The 16,159-nt window shown below is 45.1% G+C and carries 18 protein-coding genes; 5 read left to right on the top strand and 13 right to left on the bottom strand.

The window, feature by feature from the left end; genetic code table 11:
* Positions 1-41: 41 nt before the first annotated feature.
* From ACE38W_RS14055 to ACE38W_RS14010, 10 genes are all read right to left on the bottom strand, one after another.
* Positions 42-1,622, bottom strand: a complete 1,581-nt coding sequence (locus ACE38W_RS14055) for a hypothetical protein (RefSeq protein WP_375831791.1) — start codon at positions 1,620-1,622, stop codon at positions 42-44.
* A 161-nt stretch (positions 1,623-1,783) separates the two neighbouring features.
* A complete protein-coding gene (locus tag ACE38W_RS14050; protein ID WP_375831790.1) occupies positions 1,784-2,422 on the bottom strand; it encodes a hypothetical protein in 639 nt (212 codons plus the stop codon).
* Positions 2,423-2,632: 210 nt separating this feature from the next.
* Positions 2,633-3,280, bottom strand: coding sequence for a hypothetical protein (locus tag ACE38W_RS14045; RefSeq protein ID WP_375831789.1), 648 nt, complete (start codon positions 3,278-3,280; stop codon positions 2,633-2,635).
* A gap of 112 nt (positions 3,281-3,392) precedes the next feature.
* Positions 3,393-4,031: a hypothetical protein gene (locus tag ACE38W_RS14040; protein ID WP_375831787.1), complete on the bottom strand. Its 639-nt coding sequence runs from the start codon at positions 4,029-4,031 to the stop codon at positions 3,393-3,395.
* A 65-nt stretch (positions 4,032-4,096) separates the two neighbouring features.
* Positions 4,097-4,762, bottom strand: coding sequence for a hypothetical protein (locus ACE38W_RS14035; RefSeq protein ID WP_375831786.1), 666 nt, complete (start codon positions 4,760-4,762; stop codon positions 4,097-4,099).
* A gap of 54 nt (positions 4,763-4,816) precedes the next feature.
* Positions 4,817-5,476 (bottom strand): hypothetical protein, encoded by a 660-nt coding sequence (locus ACE38W_RS14030; protein WP_375831785.1) that lies wholly within the window; start codon positions 5,474-5,476, stop codon positions 4,817-4,819.
* 139 nt (positions 5,477-5,615) lie between these two features.
* Positions 5,616-6,275, bottom strand: a complete 660-nt coding sequence (locus ACE38W_RS14025) for a hypothetical protein (RefSeq protein WP_375831783.1) — start codon at positions 6,273-6,275, stop codon at positions 5,616-5,618.
* A 52-nt stretch (positions 6,276-6,327) separates the two neighbouring features.
* Positions 6,328-6,939, bottom strand: coding sequence for a hypothetical protein (locus ACE38W_RS14020; protein WP_375831782.1), 612 nt, complete (start codon positions 6,937-6,939; stop codon positions 6,328-6,330).
* 588 nt (positions 6,940-7,527) lie between these two features.
* Complete coding sequence (locus ACE38W_RS14015) at positions 7,528-8,814, bottom strand: S41 family peptidase (protein ID WP_375831780.1); 1,287 nt, start codon at positions 8,812-8,814, stop codon at positions 7,528-7,530.
* 94 nt (positions 8,815-8,908) lie between these two features.
* The gene (locus ACE38W_RS14010) at positions 8,909-9,733 is read right to left on the bottom strand and encodes a hypothetical protein (RefSeq protein WP_375831778.1); all 825 of its coding nucleotides are present in this window, start codon (positions 9,731-9,733) and stop codon (positions 8,909-8,911) included.
* A 197-nt stretch (positions 9,734-9,930) separates the two neighbouring features.
* Between ACE38W_RS14010 and ACE38W_RS14005 the strand changes: the two genes are divergently transcribed.
* On the top strand, positions 9,931-10,950 hold the full coding sequence (locus tag ACE38W_RS14005) for a sensor histidine kinase (protein WP_375831776.1): 1,020 nt from the start codon (positions 9,931-9,933) through the stop codon (positions 10,948-10,950).
* On the top strand, positions 10,947-11,657 hold the full coding sequence (locus ACE38W_RS14000) for a LytR/AlgR family response regulator transcription factor (RefSeq protein ID WP_375831774.1): 711 nt from the start codon (positions 10,947-10,949) through the stop codon (positions 11,655-11,657). Before ACE38W_RS14005 ends, ACE38W_RS14000 begins: the two co-directional genes overlap by 4 nt.
* A 64-nt stretch (positions 11,658-11,721) precedes the next feature.
* On the opposite strand, the gene ACE38W_RS13995 is transcribed toward ACE38W_RS14000, so the two are convergent.
* Together ACE38W_RS13995 and ACE38W_RS13990 are read right to left on the bottom strand one after the other, a co-directional pair.
* Positions 11,722-12,120, bottom strand: coding sequence for a cupin domain-containing protein (locus tag ACE38W_RS13995; protein WP_375831773.1), 399 nt, complete (start codon positions 12,118-12,120; stop codon positions 11,722-11,724).
* A 90-nt stretch (positions 12,121-12,210) separates the two neighbouring features.
* Positions 12,211-12,600, bottom strand: coding sequence for a putative quinol monooxygenase (locus ACE38W_RS13990; RefSeq protein WP_375831771.1), 390 nt, complete (start codon positions 12,598-12,600; stop codon positions 12,211-12,213).
* Between the two features lie 190 nt (positions 12,601-12,790).
* Here ACE38W_RS13990 and ACE38W_RS13985 point away from each other — a divergent pair, with 190 nt between their 5' ends.
* The 3 genes from ACE38W_RS13985 (at position 12,791) to ACE38W_RS13975 (ending at position 15,275) form a co-directional block, all read left to right on the top strand.
* On the top strand, positions 12,791-14,272 hold the full coding sequence (locus ACE38W_RS13985) for a DUF1254 domain-containing protein (RefSeq protein ID WP_375831769.1): 1,482 nt from the start codon (positions 12,791-12,793) through the stop codon (positions 14,270-14,272).
* A 133-nt stretch (positions 14,273-14,405) separates the two neighbouring features.
* Complete coding sequence (locus ACE38W_RS13980; protein ID WP_375831767.1) at positions 14,406-14,939, top strand: RNA polymerase sigma factor; 534 nt, start codon at positions 14,406-14,408, stop codon at positions 14,937-14,939.
* 3 nt (positions 14,940-14,942) lie between these two features.
* A complete protein-coding gene (locus tag ACE38W_RS13975; protein ID WP_375831765.1) occupies positions 14,943-15,275 on the top strand; it encodes a hypothetical protein in 333 nt (110 codons plus the stop codon).
* Positions 15,276-15,860: 585 nt separating this feature from the next.
* Here ACE38W_RS13975 and ACE38W_RS13970 read toward each other — a convergent pair.
* The gene (locus ACE38W_RS13970) at positions 15,861-16,151 is read right to left on the bottom strand and encodes a hypothetical protein (RefSeq protein ID WP_375831763.1); all 291 of its coding nucleotides are present in this window, start codon (positions 16,149-16,151) and stop codon (positions 15,861-15,863) included.
* Between the last annotated feature and the right edge of the window lie 8 nt (positions 16,152-16,159).

The raw sequence follows: 16,159 nt of genomic DNA, 5'->3' as shown, positions 1-16,159 counted from the left end.
TTAATGAGTTGTGGGGTCAGAAAAATCGGGGCAGGCCTGGATCAAGGGTTAGAAGTATCCAGTAGTTTTTTGTAGTTGAGCAGACAATGATAGTCTGGTTCTTCTGCTACAACTTCTCCCTGCATTACGATACCGGTATTGAATGGTTCGTAACCTATTTCATAAAAGCCTGTAGGAATACGGTCTTTAGGCCTTTTTACCTGAAAGCTTTTTGATCCGAGTACCTGATCAAATTTCTGGGCAAACGTATAATCTCCTCCCATGATGCTCCCAAAAGTGTAAACTGCTTTCACATTACGGATTGAGCTTATTGCATAATCAGATGCCGCAATATTGGCAATGGCGCCTCCGAAGCTATGTCCTGTGAAATAGAGGTCTCGGTTACTATACGACTGTAAGGTTGTTTTTAGTGTATCCTTCATATTGGCGTAAATCGTGTATGCGCCCATATGTACCTTAGGTGAATTTTGTGTATACCAGGGTGGAGTAACGGATACAGAACAGGCCGCGTATGTATTGAACTCGGTGTAGTTAATGGTGCCACGGAAAACTACTACTACGGAGTTATTGGTGTTATTGGTAAAGATATATGCCCAGGTACCACCGTCACTTGTAAGGCTTTTCTCGAAGTTATAGCTCAAGGAAGGGTCCTTGTAGCCACTATCAGGATGCTGCCCTTTGTGGTAGGCCATCATGCACATTTGTGTGGCCGCAAAGGCAAAGTCGCGGGAGAAATCAGGATTGTCCGGTAACTTGATTGGTTCCGGGTCATTGGGGAGTGGCTGACCACCCAACGCGGTAGTATAATAGGTGGTAGCACGTTCCCACCATGGATCATCAGCTGCATTAATCAAGGGGGTGTCAAAACCCACGACTTGTCCAGGTACAACCAGATTGGCAGGGGAGTCGGGCCATTGGTCCACATTGTTACCAGCGGTTCCTGCTCTTCTGGCAATAACTTCAATATTTAATTTCTTTAGTGTATCGTCGAAATAGTTTTTGAAAGCAGTGCTGGCATAACCGGCATTGGAGAAAGTGTAGCAAGGCGTTACTGTAGTAGGTGCAAATTGTGGTTTGCCACCATCGTCGTTAGGTCCCTGATGGCCTACACGCAGGTCCAGCGCTGCAATTTGTGCTAACGGAGCGCCCAGGCCGTGGCCGCAGATAATAAGTGGCCGAACAGGAGCGGTGCGTTGAGAAACAGCTTTCCATAATGGTTTACGAATGTACTGGTAAGCTTTTGCATATAGGGCGAGTATTTTGGCATCTGTTGAAGCGTTGTTGGCAATATCTGAGGGAAGATTGCCCATGGTCCAAAGTCCATCATATTGATACAGGAAATAATTCAGCCAGGTAACGCCCAGGGTTACTACATCTACCTCCACAGTACCAACAGTCATTTTGACCAGATATCCTTGTGAGGGTACTACAGGCATTTCACTGCTGGGAGCCTTATCACTGGCGAAAGTAGTAATCAGCTCATAGCCTAATGGCAGCGAAGGGCCGTCCGTCATCAATCCGTTGATGTTTGCCTGTCCTGCGATGATTTCCAGGCGAAACGGAGGAATGGTAAGCAAGGTCGCTGCTTCGGCTGCAGCGAGCGTATTGTTCGTAGATTCCATGGGGCAATCGTTTATGTCCGGAGAATCAAGCTCCTGTTGTTTTCCAGACAGATGATGGAAATAGTTATTCTGGAAGATGAAAAACCAGTACGGCGTTTTTTGCCAATCACCGGACTGGCTGTACGATTATATTTTTAGTAGATGCTAGTTGATTGTTGTAATTATTTTTGACGCACGATGATATTGGAGGCAGAGCCAGGATTTCCGGGGCCACCAGGATTTCCGGGGCCAAGATTGCTGGTGCCACTGCCTGGACTTCCGGCAGCGCCAGGGTTTCCGGGCGATCCGTAGAACGTTCTGGCGATGACATTACCACCAGGTCTAAGTTCTGTATACCATGCGGTGATCGTACTACCATTGCCGCCATCACCTGCGCGGCCACCGTTGCCACCTTGGCCACCACGTCCCTGTGGGCCTGTGCTGGCACTGGGACATTCTCCTTTGGGGTCTTTGTTTCCTGGATCGCCACCCGGACCACCATTGCCACCTTCTCCACCTTTACCACCATCCTGGCCAGTGCCACCACCGCCGTCAATTTCTGTGAGGCCGGTGACTACTCCGAGGTTTATATCAGCGCTGGGCATAGGGTTGCCTTTGCCGCCGCTATCGCCGTTATAGCCGGTATTGCCGTTGTTTCCAATAGAACCATTGGTGGGAGGCGTCTTACAGAAATTCGTACAGTTTGTATCGTTGTAACCAGAGACGCCATCATTGCCTCTGGTGCCTTTTGTACCTACATTTCCCTTTACGCCTGCTTTGGCAGGATATGAATAAGGTGCGCCAATAATTAATATGCTCATATTGATAAAGTTTAGGAGTCCTTACTAATATTTGTTAGTATGATTATAACAGTAATGGTTATACGCTGATATGATGTCAGTGTATCCGTATGCCTATTCTTACCTTACTACTACTTTTGATGCTGTGCCGGGGGCCGGAGATCCAAATCCACCAGGGTTTCCTGGGGAGCCCAAAATGTGCATGGTATAATTCCGGTGCCTGGCAATATTTTATGGTACCTGACGAATATTAATAACAGAATCGCTACCAAACGGCCCTGTTGCTCCATTATAGCCATTATAGCCGCTATTGCCGGCATTGCCTCCAGCTGAGCCACCAGCGCCAGATCTTCCAGGTAAGCCCCGGAAAGTGCTTGGCGTGATTGAGCTTCCATTATTTAATTGTTTGTAGTTGGCGATGACAGTTGTGCCGTCGCCGCCACCACCACTGTTGCCGCCGTTACCTCCTCTGCCACCACGTCCCTGACTACCGCGACTTGCTTTGGTGCAAGCATTATTACTATCTGGAGTGCCCGGTTCCCCGCCCGGTCCACCCATGCCACCAACGCCACCATTACCTGAATTCTGACCTGGACCTCCACCTGCACGTATACTCACATTATCTGTCACAATACCCAGATTTAAGGTAGTAGGAGGGGCCGGCTTGCCTTTGGCCCCAGCACTACCTGCGATGCCGTCGGTTCCATTCCCTCCGGTCCCGCCATTGCCTGGCGGCGTAACACAGTAGTAACTACAGTTGCTATCATTATAATCGCTTTTGCCAGGATTGCCCTGATTGCCTTTAACACCGGTACTTCCATTGCCGCCGTTAGGAGCATTGTTAGGATATGGATCTCCTGTGATTAAAAAAGATGTCATGTTATAACGTTTAAGGTTATACGTAAAAATGATACGATGAATAATATGCGCTTTTATCCTGTAGTTATGCTATGTATAAAGATGCTGAGGATAGTCCTGGTATTATTGTAGCTTAACCCCGCTGACGAACAATAACATTGGAAGCTGTCCCCAAAGAACCTGCTGCTCCTTTAGGACCATTGTCGCCAGAGATATTACCGCCAATGCCGCCACTACCCGGAATTCCGGGTAAACCTTTGAATGTAGAAGGACTAATAGAACCATTACCTTCGAATTTGGTATAGTTTGCAAAAACAGTTGCGCCATCTCCACCTCCTCCGCTATTACCACCGCTGCCACCAGCACCTCCTCGTCCCTGGTTACCTGGCCTCGCCTTTGGACAGCAGCCGTGTGGATCTGGTCCACCAGGATCGCCTCCCGGGCCTCCTGCTCCACCATTGCCGCCAGCTCCTCCATTCTGGCCTGGGCCACCGCCTACGCTTATTGTTATATGAAATTTGACAATACCCAGATTCAAAGTAGTAGGAGGAGCAGGGTTACCTTTAATGCCTGCACCCCCTGGCAAGCCATTGGTGCCAGTGCCGCCAATACCCCCGTCTGAAGGCATGGTGAGGCAAAAAAAGCTATGTGAGAGAGAATTATAACCAGACATTCCACGGTGTCCTGTTTGGCCTTTTTCACCGGAACGCCCATTGCCTCCATTAAGCGCCTTGTTGGGATATGGAGCGCCTGTGATCAAGAAAGATGTCATATTATAACGTTTACGGTTATACGTAGAAATGATGTACTGAAGGATATACTTTTTTACTGTTGTAGCTAGGGAACCTGCCGGATGATAACATTGGATGCAGATCCAAGGCTACCTTGAAATCCTGGCCTGCCATTTCCGCGGTTGCCAGTAGTGCTGTAGCCTCCAAATCCGGCAGCACCCGGTATTCCAGGGTTTCCAAAGAATGTTTTGGAATCAATGTTTCCTGACTTAATAGATTTATAATAGACGGTAACAGTGCCGCCATCGCCACCATCGCCTGCATTGCCGCCGTTGCCTCCTTTGCCACCCCAACCCATAGGGCCTGCCTGGCCTGACGGACAAGGTTGAGGAGGTGGATATATGCCTGGGCCTTCATATATAGGGTTATATCCCGCTCTGCCACCTGATCCTCCAGCCCCGCCAAGGCCGCCTTTTCCTCCCGTTTGACCTTGACCACCACCTACTTCAATGGTAATCTGGCCTTCTATTATCCCCAGGTCCAACGTGCCTGGAGGAGCAGGTCTGCCCTTCATACCTGCATCACCGTTATAGCCGTCATGGCCATTGCCGCCTTGCTCACCATCACCAGGAAGGGCAATACACATGTTTCTAAATAAGAACTGCGCTGTTTGGCCAGGGTCTCCATCCCTACCTGGACTTCCACTATCACCCATTTCTCCTTCCCAGGCTGCGCGTAGCCAGGGTTCGCCCGTAAATAAGAAACTAGACATTGAACGGTGTTTGTTTAAAAAAAATCGTATAGTCGTTAACGATGTATGGCCCTATTATTTTGGACGTACAATGATGGTAGACGCAGAACCGGGATTACCAGGACTACCTTGATTTCCGGGGCCAAGATTACTATTACTGCTGCTGCCGCCATCACCACCGCTGCCAGGAGTCCCGGGATCACCAAAAAAAGTAACACTTTTCACTTCGCCACTCACAATGGAATCATAGAATGCCATAATAGTGCCGCCATCGCCACCATCACCGGCTCTTCCGCCATTACCACCTTTACCGCCAGGACCTTGTGCGCCTGCCACACCGTTTGCGCATGGAGATGGAATGGTAATACTACCAATCACAATTGGAGGATTATTTCCTGGTTGTCCGCCATTTCCACCAGTACCGCCTTTCCCGCCTTTGCCACCATTTTGGCCTTGCCCACCACCGGCTTCTATGGTAATGGTTCCATTCACAACTCCAAGATCAATATTTCCGGGAGGAGTAGGTCGGCCTTTGAGTCCGCCGCCGCCCATAGTACCTGTAGTGCCAGTACCACCCGTCTGTCCATTTCCTGGTTTACTGGTGCAAACAAAACTGCAATCGCTAATACCCCAGGCACCATCATTACCTTTTGCCCCGGTACCGCCGGTACTACCCACTCCGCCAGGGTTTGCAGGAGAGGAGTATGGTTCTCCAATGAATCGAAAAGTTGTCATACTAATAGGTTTTTTTCAGAAATGTCAAATGTTGTGTTATAATATTTTGCCAGTACTGCCGTGTGATAAGGCTGGAAAATAAAATGATACTATCATTTGCAGCTTTCTAACGGTGATGAATACACTATTATCAGGATGATTACCTCTGGCGTACAATTACTTTGGATGCTGAGCCAGGACGCCCCGGCAGGCCTTTTGCTCCCGGACCATAATTAGAACTGCTGCTTTTTCCACCTTGACCACCATCACCTGGCATACCAGGGTCGCCATCAACTGTTATGGAAATGATTTCTCCTTCGATTATGCTGTCGTAGTATGCTACAATAGTAGATCCATCACCACCATCGCCACTATTACCGCCATTTCCTCCCTTACCGCCAACCCCCTGTGGACCTTCTTTGGCGTTTGGGCAGGGACACTGAAAGGGTCCACCATTGCGTGAAATCCAAGGATTGCCTCCGGCATATCCACCAATGCCACCTTCCCCGCCATCACCGCCTCTGCCTCCATCTTGTCCTCTGCCGCCACCTACTTCAATGGTAATGGTGCCTCTTACTATACCGAGGTCTGGATTTCCTGAAGGTGCAGGGCGTCCTTTAATACCAGGCGCGCCATTAGAGCCTGTACCTCCAACCCCGCCAGCACTACCATCAGTAGGTGCGCGTAAACAGTATTCATTGCCGAAGATATTTGTTGTATCGGCCTGCTGGCCTGACTCTCCTGGCATTCCAGGATTGCCATAATAGCCGCTGTCGGCTGCCCTGTCATACGGCTCGCCTACGTATCTGAAAGTTGTCATCAAAAAAAATTAGATCAGCTACTCCTCCGCAATAAGAAGTAGCTGTTAGGGGTTATAGTTGTGTGAAGTATTGTGTATACAATGAGGTCATGGTAGTAATGAGAATCTCCGCATCCTTACCTTCTGTGATTTCCTGGAAATTGAATACAACAGGATCTTCGCCTTTAATGGTAACAGTAGCACCAGCAGGGATATCCAGGTCTTCGCCTGTAAACACTGCAATCCTGCCAGGGAACATCAGCGAATTAATTAGCGGTACATATTCCTGCACTTTACGTGAGTCGCCCATTACAAATGCATGTGCAGCTTTGCGCATTCTGTCATATAACTGCTCATCCATTTTTGTAAGTAGTTCCGCTTTGGACCTCACTGTACTCATGACAGATCGTTGGCCTTCAGACATAGGACCAGGATAGTCGATATGGCTGTCGTCTTCACCATCAGCAACACCCACCAGTTTTTTGAATTCTGCAATAGAACCCACACTGACATGAATAGGAGGGAAGTCTGACTCTAACGGATCTGAAGAAAAAACCAGGTTTTGCTTGCTCTGTTGTACGCTCTTAATTTGTTTGCTAAGCGTGAGATGAGCATCAGACGCCAGTCCCAGACGTGAATTTACAGCTGCATGCTTGTCTTTTTGTTCTTGTGTGAGTGTGTTCATAAGCGTATTTCATTTATGGAATAAAAGAATAATCAGCAGTATGATAAGGCAATAAAATACCTGCCCGACAGTAGTCAGGCGTACCAAAAAAAGGATAAGAAGTTAATCACCGCATAACAACGATACTGTTATATGGCCGCAGTCATAAGTAAATCAGAGATATACCACATCATAAGGATAGATTCCGGTAATTGAATAGCGATGCTTAAAGAAGATGGAACGACGAGAAAATAGCTAACACCGATCTGATCTTTTGAGGGTATTTCACAACATGTTATTGCAGGCTATTTGAGGTTTAGTGTGAACAATAATTTTTACCATAGACAACATTGATAGAATCGAAATTAATTAAAAAATCATTTCTCCGATGCATGTGGTAACTATCATTTTTCCACATAAACTATTTTTAGATGTGTTTTAAAGATAATTTGAAGGACTGTATTGTTAGTTAGGATATCAAACATCAAAAATCAGGACTTAAATTTTTTCTTTAAGAAGAAAAAATGATCATCTCCCTAAAAAAATATAATTGGAGTTAACAAGAGTAACCGGATGTAACTTACCTGTAAAGGGTTACATCCGGCATTGCTATGATTTTCTTTTCAGTATATTCATAAAGCCTTCGTCGTAGGCCATGGTGACAGTTTTGATGTCATCGGAGAAGATGATCTTTATATAGTCGAAACCATCGATGCGGAAAACTTTATCGCTAACGGGGATGAGTGGCATAAATACACCTCCCTGGTTGGTAATATATAACTGGCCATTTTCAAACTTCACCTGACGATTGCCATATAAGCCTGCATATTGCTTCAATACATTGGCATCTGTTTTAGGTGGATGCAACTGCGCTGCTGCCATATCTCTTGCCCATTGTCTGCTCTTTTTGAGCTGCCCTGCCTGCGGCTCCTGGATTTTTTTGTCGAGATAATCTATCACGGCTGTCTGAAGTGCTGTCTGTTCAGCGACTTTGATATCCGGTTGCACACCGATATGTTCCCAGCTGGTATGCGTTACCGCATTGATGGCACTCGCGAATGGAATGTTTCCAATGAAACCGTCGCCTAACCTGAACCCATCTACGAGATGTGCCCCACCACCGGTAGTACCGCCTACAATCGTTGCACGCTTTTGACTCTGGAGATTATAACTACATTCTTCCGCAGCTGAATAGGTACGCTGGCTGGTCAATATATATAAAGGCACATTCAGAAAATGATGGCTGGTATCTGTCAGCGATGTGTAATAATGTTCTGTATGTTTATTCCTGCGGTCATACAGATCATTCAAATGCGTATTGGGAGGAAGAAAGAAACTACAGATGTATTGCACCATTTCAGGAGCACCACCGCCGTTATTACGTAAATCCAGGATAATCGCATCGGTATGTCTTAATACATTGAATACAGCACGCACAGTAGCCAAACCTTCCGCTGTAGTATCGGCGAACTGGTTCAGCATAATGTAACCTACATTGCCATACAATATTTCCACCTTCTTAAATCCCCAGTTACGGTAACTATCGTCAGGGATAACTTCTATTGGAGGCATCGCTGCACTGGTATCTTGCGGAGCTTCTACTCTCGGATCATATTTAATAGCGAGATGCCCGTCCTGATAAATATGATACAAATCGGTCGTCAATATTTGCGCGAACTCCATCGGCGTATTAATCTTATTATAAGCACCGGATTGCAACCGCTCCCCGATGTAATCGCTCATACGGCGGGCGGTGTCCAGACAGATGTAATTTGCCTGTAGTGAATCTTGTAAACGCTTTACCACAGACTGTTTGGTGGCGGCGTTGAACGGTAATTGCGCCATGGTATACCAGGCGCTGAACAACAGGGTAATCAGGATGAATAATCGTTTCATGTAAATTGATTTTTTAGTGTATATATGCAAAATACGAAAATCTTCGTAGTTGCTACGAAGATTTTCGTAAATAGTTTTTTAGCAAGATGACCGGTTATTTTTTATGAAGAATGGGGGCTAAGGCGGGGAGCTTCACTTTGTACCGATGCATGCGATCACCGATGGTATCTTCTTCTTTCAGACATTCATGATTTTTGCGGCTGATCCAAAATGTTTGACTGTAATTTCCACGCTTGCTGCTACCCTCTGTGTAAAGCTTCCAGCAGTCGACGCTGCGGTTATCCAGTGTTTGCAGCATTTCTGTACCAATTACGCGATAGGTAACATATGCAGGTGGTTCCAGGCCGGCATCATAAAAGCGAATCACAAAAGTTTTACCCGCGGCCAGCGGCAGCATTTCGAAAGTCTCCAGGTCCAGGTTCCAGTTATAGTTAGGACCATCAAAAGTTAACGAAAAATCTTTCGCCTTATTACTAGCTGCGGTATCGCCTTTTATACTGGTGGCAGACCATATATAAGCTTTAACGTCGTCGCCTACACGCTGTTGATGGTAGAGTGGAGAGAAGTTGGCTACACTATTGACACTATAACTCTCGTGGAACTTGGTACTGTCATCATTAAACCAGTATTGCTGGGTAGTGAAAACTTGTTTGTTGTCGATGACCGTTTTGCGGATATCGCGATTCCAAAGACTCATCCAGAGCTGTTTTTCCATGCCTTTTACTTCATAGTATACCAGGTACTGACGCAGGCCGGGCTTGAGGAACCCGGTATTAAGAGGGCGGTGGGCAGGGCTGATGGTGTCCTGCGCCAGCGTCCTGGTAAACCATAAAAGCAAAACTGTAGTGATGAATAAAAAGAATCGCCTTGCATAGAGGCGTCTTTGATAACGTTGGATATAGGTGATGAACTGTTGCATACTGAAATATTAATGCTGCAAAAATTCATCTCTCTAAAAAATTAAAAAAATGAATTCAATGGTTGTTAGCTGATTTTCAATAATCTGGGGAGATGCCCAGCGTTGAAGAAAAAGCGGTGATGATTGAAGAAATACCGGCAATCGTTGAAAAAATAATATTGTAAGTAATCGGAAAGAAATCCTTTGTAATTTGGAGCATGCATTTATTGAAGGATATCACCACCATCACCCGATTACAATGGCTTTGCTGGCTGGTTGTTTTTGTTATGCTGATGTTTACCATGTTACCGGAAGATGGCCTTGCTCAAGCAGCCTTCTTTGCCGCTGCCAACACTACTATCTACGCCCTGGTGATCTATGGGAATATAAGCGTCTTATATCCTTTGTTATATAAAAAGAAGCAATACCTCTGGTATGCCATTGCGGTACTGGCATTCCTGATCATTACAGGTTTAGGAAGAGCCTATGCGCTCGACTGGACCTACAATACCTGGTTTGCAAAAGAGCCTATGCCCATGACTGGCAAAACCATCATTCGATACCTGGCCGGTATGCCGCTACTGTTTATGGTCAGCATTTTTGGACGTATCGTGCTGGACTATTTCACGCTGAAACGTACAGCTGCTGCCTTAATGCTGCAAAATACCCAAACAGAACTGAACCTACTTAAATCACAGGTACAACCACATTTCCTTTTTAATACGCTGAATAATATTTACTATGAAGCTTACCTGGAATCCCCGCGTACCGCTAATCTCATAGAGCGTCTTTCAGAAACCATGCGCTATTTTGTAGATGAAAGTCCAAAAGATAAAGTAATGCTTTCCGCTGAAATCAGCTTCCTGGAAAACTATATAGCACTGGAATTAATCCGTATCCGTCATACCATCGATCTGCAGTTTTTACAAAAGACGGAATCTGATTGTTGTCTGCCGCCCATGTTACTCATGACGTTTGTAGAAAATCTCTTTAAACACGGTATCGATAAAACCAGTACCAACAACAAAATTACCTTACAGTTGCAACAGGAAAATAACCGCCTGGAATTCCATACCACCAATAATCAATTCAGTGGGAACGGCGAAAGTGCCAATGGTCGAGGCTCCGGTATAGAAAACCTACGGAAACGTTTAGCCTTGCTATATGGTAATGACTTTATCCTGGAAACACATCGCGGAGACGAATCGTTCACTTCCTATTTATCCATTCCCGTATGAACCTGAAATGTATAATCGTAGATGATGAGCCCAATGCGGTCAATCTTTTAGAGCTGCATATACAACACGCTACCGACTGGCAGCTGTTAGACAAATGCTACAATGCCCTGGAAGCCCTGGCAGCCTTGAAAGTACATCAACCGGATATCATCTTCCTCGATATCAACATGCCACGCCTCGATGGTATGGAACTAGCAGCGCTGTTGCCTCCAGGCATGAAAATAATTTTCACCACCGCCTATACGGAATATGCCGCAGTGAGCTATAACTTCGAAACACTGGATTACCTGCTGAAACCTATTACGCTGAAGCGTTTCCTTCAGGCAAAACAAAAGGTGGACAATTACTACGCGGATAAACAGCAACCTAAAGCCGTAGCTCCAATTGATCACAACGATTCTTTTTTTGTGAAGTCCGGCAAAACGATACAGCAGCTTCGCCTATCGGAGCTATGTTATATCGAAGGCACCAGAGAATACGTTAAGATCGTGACCACAAAAGGAGAGCTGCTGGTATACAAACGATTGAAAGACATCGCAGCACAGTTACAAGCGCCGTTTGTAAGAATCCATAATTCTTATATTGTCAACACCACCTTTATAGAGAAAATCCAGGATAACCAGGTACATATTCATGGCCAGGTGATCCCATTGAGCGAAAAATTCAGGCCTGCGTTTATGGAATTGATACAGCAGCAGTTTTTGTAGGATATAAAAAAGCCAATAGCATTGCCATTGGCTAAGATGTTTTGTATAACCTAAACGCCTATACTTAGGATAGTGCGGTATACTCCTCCTCACTAACAGGTTCCAGCCAGGCGGCATTAACACCGTCTTTAAAATTGGTTATCGCGATATGAGTGAGTGGACTATCGGCGGCGGCGCCATGCCAGTGTACTACGCCATTCGGAATCACCACCACATCTCCTTTTTGAATAGTTCTTGCGGCCTGACCTTTTTCCTGGTAGTAGCCTTTGCCTGCTGTCACCAGGAGTATTTGTCCTGCAGGATGCGTGTGCCAGTTGGTACGGCAGCCTGGCTCAAACTGTACATCACCGATGGCAAAGGTGCCAGTTTCATCTTTGGGCACAAGAATGTTGACGGAAACATCGCCTGTGAAATAATTGGCGGGCGCTTTGTCGCCCTTAGGAAATAGCTGATTGGTGTCCATGATTAGCTGTTTAATGATGACAAAATTAGGCAAGGCCCAGGTCTATTTCCTAACAGGAATCAAACCAAAAAGTTAATTATTCAAACCAAATCATTTAGTCATAATGCCAATGGGCACCATATCCCTAAGTGTCAGGGATTTTACCATTCCTGCTACGGTAGCTTTGTATTTTTTGAAATGTGCTGTTTGGATATGATTTTCATAAGCGGTTACACTGGCATATGTTTCAAAAATGGTGATATGGGTAGGGTTAGATTTATCGGCGAGTGCAGAATAGGCTAATACGCCGGGTTCCAGCTTGATGGCATCAGTCATCTGTTCTTTCAATGCGGTGTGATAGGCCTCCAGTTGAGGGGCATCTACTACGATCTCTGCTATACGAAAATAGGGTTGCTGTTGTTGTGCCGTTACTGTCAGGCCAGTAAATATCGTTACCGTCATAAGGATCAGGTTAAGTAGCAAGACTTTGAAAATACGCATGGTATTAATTTTTAGATAAGGGAAGATAAAGACAATCATCTGCAAATAATAATTGTGATAGATAGCAGGGGATAAAACAAATCAGAACACGAGCTTGTTAATCACTGTAACGGCCCCTTAGCGGCCAATCTCCACTTTGCATAGCAATATTAGCATCCTCAAAAGTTTTATCAACTTTTAAAGTATTGCTATGAAGAAGACCATTCTGCCTTTACTTCCCTTATTTATTATGGCGGCTTGTAACAATGCTGCCCCTACGAAAAGTGGCAAGGCTGATAGTACGGACATGCCTACTGCCGAGGGATATCAGTTTGAGGGAGGATTTCCTACTGATGCCACGATCACAAAGGCTTATGATGACGCGGATCTGATGCGTGCGGTGCAAGCCTACAAATTTTTTTATCCGACCGTTTCGGGAGATGCGATTCTGCAGGGCAATCTGGTGTTGGGGATTAAGCCTAATATCGTTTCGGGAACATTAGATACTAAGCCTGAACAGGTAGGTTTCACACTAAATTCCGACACGCCTTATGGGCCGTTGCTGGTGGATCTGGCGGTGGGTCCTTTTGTTATTGAGATCCCGCCAGGACCATTGATTGTTGTGGCGATGGATGTCAACCAACGCTGGGTGGCCGATATGGGTATTCCTGGCCCGGATGCAGGGAAAGGAGGTAAGCATTTGATATTGCCGCCAGATTATAAGGGCAATATCCCATCGGGTTATTATGTCTGGAAATCTTCCAGTAATAACCTTACGGTGGGCATTCGTTCTTTACCCGTGGGTGGAGATGTACCCGCGGCGATGGAAAAAATTAAAACGGTGAAATTCTATCAGCTGAATAATCCGGCAGCTGCAAAGTCCGTACAGTTCATGGATATGACAGGCAAGCCTCAAAATACGACGCCACTGGAATATGAAACCACCTTCAAATATTGGGAGGCGCTGAAAAAAGTAATAGACCGCGAGCCGGTGTATGAAGGTTATCGTAATAACTACGGCGACCTGGCTGTATTAGGTATTATCAAGGGACAGCCTTTTAACCCTGACGCACGTATGAAAGGGATATTGGAGAAGGCCGCAAAGATTGGTAATGCGCAGATGCGGGTACAATCTTTTGCAGACAGACGGCCGGATAAAGTAGTATGGAAAGACCGTCAGTGGGAATGGGTAGGCCTGCGGCCAGAAAACGGAAATTTTGATGCTCCTTCTTATGTAGACCAGGATGCAAGGGAAGTCTGGTTTTATCAGGCTATTGGTGCTTCTCCGGCTATGTTCAGAAGGAAGGCTGGTTCGGGATCGTTGTATTGGTTAGGTATGCGTGATAAGTCAGGTGAGTATGTAGATGGTGGTAAAACGTATAAGCTTACGATGCCGCAGCCAGTGCCTGCACAGTTGTTCTGGTCCGTAACGATCTATGATGCAGTAACGCGAAGCCAGATCAAAACGGACCAGGGTTATGCCGCTTTGCGTTCTATGTTTGAGTTGAAAGATAAAGCGAAGGATCCTGCTGTGGACTTGTATTTCGGGCCACAGGCACCTGTGGGTAAGGAAAAACAATGGATCAAAACAATACCAGGAAAGGGTTGGTTTGCGTATATACGTGTATACGGCCCCGAAGAAGCTGCATTTAATGGTAGCTGGAAGCCAGGAGATATTGAGGAAGTGAAGTAAGGCTGCAGCGTTTCGTACACCTGGATGTGGGCTGCATCCAGGTGTACGAAGAAAAAATCCACAAAAAATAGCTTTAATCGCTTGCCGGCTAAAGATTTTATTTTAAATTGCTTAACATACAAAGGAAAATATAGTGCCATCTACCGATAGCGAAATACTTTCAGCGCTTAAAGCCGGGCACGACCTGGAAGCGGTGTATAAAGAATTATACACGACGTACTACCGAATGTGCTTAAATATCGTGGTGTCTATTATTGAGAACCAGGAAGAAGCACATGATGTTGTTCAGAATGTTTTCATTGAACTATTTACCAAAGAATATTATAAGGACAGTAATTCTATCACGGCGCTGTTGCTGATGATGTGCAAACAGCGTGCACAGAATTATTTAAGAGATAAAAAAACGGAACACCACTACCTTAAAGAATATGCTGAATTAGAGCGGTCCCGCAACATACCACACTTTGCAACAGAATTTCACGCAAAATTTGACAACGCAGTAGAGCAACTTCCCGAGAAGTTACGTACAATTTATATGGCCCATCTCGAGAAAAACAGGTATGACCAGATTGCTGTAGCTTTCCAAATGAACATCAATACAGTAAAATTCTCTTTAAAGAAGGCAGTAAAGTTCATAAAACATCATCTTGCGAATGATGAATCCTAATCAATGATGAATTCTAATCTTGACAGAGAGAACTTAAAGGAACTACTTTTACTGAAAATATCTGGCTTCTTAACGGAGGAGGAAGATCGCGCATTAGAACACCGCATAAATACTGAACCTGAAGTAGCCAAGCTTTGGGAAGATATCCAACAAATTGATGCCTTGAATGAAAATATCGGATTTTTCTCCCCTGAATCGCGTATCAAGGGGTGGAATGAAATCACAAAAGCCATTAAAGCCGAGAAAAGAAACCGTTTCCTACACTGGTTCTACATCATTATCTGCCTCATTATCACTGTCTTAGTGATTTACGTCTACTTCTTCAAAAATATTTAGTCTTTACGTTACCCTTTTTGTTTTTAGCCGTGTACTCTATATACACGCTGTTATTTTATTGCAGTAGGAAAGGGTAGGGAGGCAGTAAGAAAATTTTTTTAAAAAAAAAGTGCAGAGACATTACCCGTTTTTTTCTGAGCCGTGTACTCTTATTGTAGGGAGGTATTTTAGGATGCTTTCCGACAGACAGGATAGAAACAATTTAATTAAGTCATAAATGTGCGTGTTCGAATGCAAGTCATTCCCGTACTCTTTAACCACATTGCTTACCTGTAGTTCAATTAGCTAATGAACTACAACTAAAGCTAGACAGGTTATTTAGTTTGGGTTCTTTGGCCCTAACTATGAAGATCACAACGGATCCCATGTGAATGAAATGATGAGTATAGAGCTTCGGGCAGGTCTTTTTAGTCCTGCCTTTTTTCTTTTTTGTAGTGAACAGCCAACCGTTTCAGTCTATGGAGCATAGTACTGATTGCAGTAAAAGATAGCTAAAGGCTTCCGGTCTGGTGGCCGAAATTCCCTTAAATAATTCCTTTAAGCGTTATTTTTTATAGAAGATAATAGCTGATTGTCGATGGAGAATCAGCTGGTGGTACCTGCTATAGTATCCTGTTGGATATAATGGAGTAGAAGTGCCTTAATTTCTTCTTTAATGCCTGTCAGTGACTCATGTGAGAGTTCTTTATATTGCTCTTGTGTGAGGAACCTGATAAAGAATGACTGGATTTTGGCGGAAGTTTCGCCTGGTTCGCGGTCATAGATATCGAGGATGAGGTTGTCACGGAATGAGATATAAAATGTTTCCCATGCGCGTTGGTTGCCTGCTTTTAATTGCAGTACGAACTTAGCTTCTTCAGTGAGTCCTGTGGACATTATCGAAT

This window comes from Chitinophaga sp. Hz27, from assembly GCF_042263525.1.
Classification (GTDB): domain Bacteria; phylum Bacteroidota; class Bacteroidia; order Chitinophagales; family Chitinophagaceae; genus Chitinophaga.
This window is presented reverse-complemented; position numbering and strand designations above follow the sequence as displayed.